Origin of the sequence: Microbacterium sp. BF1 (assembly GCF_019279095.1) — a bacterium.
GTDB lineage: Bacteria > Actinomycetota > Actinomycetes > Actinomycetales > Microbacteriaceae > Microbacterium > Microbacterium maritypicum.
Genome location: NZ_JAGYWT010000441.1, coordinates 1 through 2044 on the forward strand (window position 1 = coordinate 1; position 2044 = coordinate 2044).

At 68.5% G+C, this 2044-nt stretch carries 1 protein-coding gene and 2 pseudogenes; all 3 read right to left on the reverse strand.

The genetic code is table 11. From position 1 onward, the window contains the following. Positions 1–335 (reverse strand): annotated as a pseudogene (locus KZA10_RS13365) (4-(cytidine 5'-diphospho)-2-C-methyl-D-erythritol kinase); the annotation flags it as partial. A gap of 7 nt (positions 336–342) precedes the next feature. Then, a complete protein-coding gene (mgrA, locus tag KZA10_RS13370) occupies positions 343–1410 on the reverse strand; it encodes an L-glyceraldehyde 3-phosphate reductase (RefSeq protein ID WP_127482696.1) in 1068 nt (355 codons plus the stop codon). A 9-nt stretch (positions 1411–1419) separates the two neighbouring features. Beyond that, a pseudogene (locus KZA10_RS13375) lies at positions 1420–1929 on the reverse strand (rRNA adenine dimethyltransferase family protein); the annotation flags it as partial. Positions 1930–2044 lie beyond the last annotated feature (115 nt).

Sequence of the window (2044 nt, forward strand, 5' to 3'; positions counted from 1 at the left end):
GATCCGCCGCCCATGCCGCCGGCCACGGGCACGCTCTTGCGAATCTCGAGCGCGACGCCGCCCCGGTGATCCACCGCCACCGCGAGCAGCTTGGCCGCACGCATCGCCAGGTTGCGGTCGTCGAGGGGGACCGAGTCGATGTCTTCCACACCAGAGACCGTGACCGAGAAGTCGTCGGCAGGGCGTGCGATCACGTCTTCGTAGAGCGAGACCGCTTGGAAGACCGTCGCCAGCGCGTGGTAGCCGTCGTCATGCCGGCCGCCGACCCCGAGGAAGACGTTGATCTTGCCCGGGGCGCGCACGTGCACGGAATCGGCGAACGCGGCATGGCTCATGATCGGCTCACAGCTCCGAGGACTTCGCCCACAGGTTGACGTCGATGGCACCGGCGAGCTCGTCGATGCGCGCGAGCTCCTCGGTGGTGAAGGCAGGGCCGTTCACGGCCGCGATGTTCTCGTCGAGCTGCTCCGGACGCGAGGCTCCGATCAGCGCGGAGGCCACGACGGGCGTGCGCAGCGTCCACTGCAGCGCGAGCTGCGCAAGCGACTGGCCGCGACCCTGTGCGACCTCGTTGAGCGAGCGCAGCGTCTGGACGGCCTCCTCTGTGAGCCGGCCCTCGGGCAGCGAGCCGCGCTTCTGCGCGCGCTCGGCCGTGCCGTCTCCGAGGTACTTGTCGGTGAGCAGCCCCTGCGCCAGCGGCGTGAAGGCGATCGCCCCGAGACCCGACTGCTCGAGCGTGTCGGTCAGTCCGTCTTCGACCCAGCGGTTGAGGATCGAGTACGCCGGCTGGTGGATGACGAGCGGTGTGCCGAGGTCCTTCGCGACCGCGACGGCTTCTGCCGTGCGCTCGGCGCTGTACGACGAGATGCCGACGTAGAGCGCCTTGCCCTGGCGGACGAGGGTGTCGAGGGCGCCGACCGTCTCAGCGATCGGGGTGACCGGGTCGACCCGGTGCGAGTAGAAGATGTCGACGTAGTCGAGCCCCATGCGGGTCAGCGACTGCTCGGCGCTCGCGAGGATGTACTTGCGGCTCGCGAAGTCGCCGTACGGCCCCGGCCACATGTCCCACCCGGCCTTCGACGAGATGATCAGCTCGTCGCGGTACGGGCGGAAGTCCTCGGCGAAGATGCGGCCGAAGTTCTTCTCGGCGGAGCCGTAGGGCGGACCGTAGTTGTTCGCCAGATCGAAGTGGGTGATGCCGCGGTCGAACGCGTGGCGCAGCAGTGCGCGCTGATTGTCGAGCGGGATGTTGTCGCCGAAGTTCCACCACAGCCCGAGCGAGATCGGCGGCAGGTACAGGCCGGAGGTGCCCACCTGCCGGTAGGCGAACTGCTGATAGCGACTCTCGTCGGCCGCGTACGGACGGTGCAGCTCGGGGACATCGGGGCGGAAGCGGGGGGACTCGTTCACGGTGCCAGGTTACTGGGTGGGAGCGACGTCGTCAGTGAGAACCTCGGACGCGGCCGCGTGCTGTGCGATGCGCTGGTAGTCCTCGACGGTGAGGTCCTCGCCTCGAGCCGTCGGCGCGACGCCGGCGGCGAGCAGCACCTCGGAGGCCGCCGCGGAGCTGCCGAAGATGCCGGACAGCGCCTGACGGAGCATCTTGCGACGCTGGTTGAAGGCGGCGTCGACGATCCGGAACGTGCGACGACGTTCCTCTTCGGTGCCCCGCTCCCCCGCGGAACGGTCGAAGCCGACGAGCAGGCTGTCGACGTTCGGCACCGGCCAGAACACCTGACGGGAGACGTTCCCGGAGAGCTTCCAGTCGCCGTACCAGGCGGCCTTGACGCTGGGCGAGCCGTAGATCTTCGAACCGGGCTTGGCTGCCAGCCGCTCGGCGACCTCGGCCTGGACCATCACGACACCGCGCTGCAGATAGGCGAAGTTCTCGAGGAAGTGCAGCAGCACCGGCACCGAGATACCAGCCGGGCCGCGAACGGAAGGAGGCGGGCGCTGATGTACAATCGCAGAACAATCCCTCTGACTTCGTAGACGTGAGCGAGCCTCCGACCGAAGAAGTCACCGCAGGAGCCACCGCCACAAG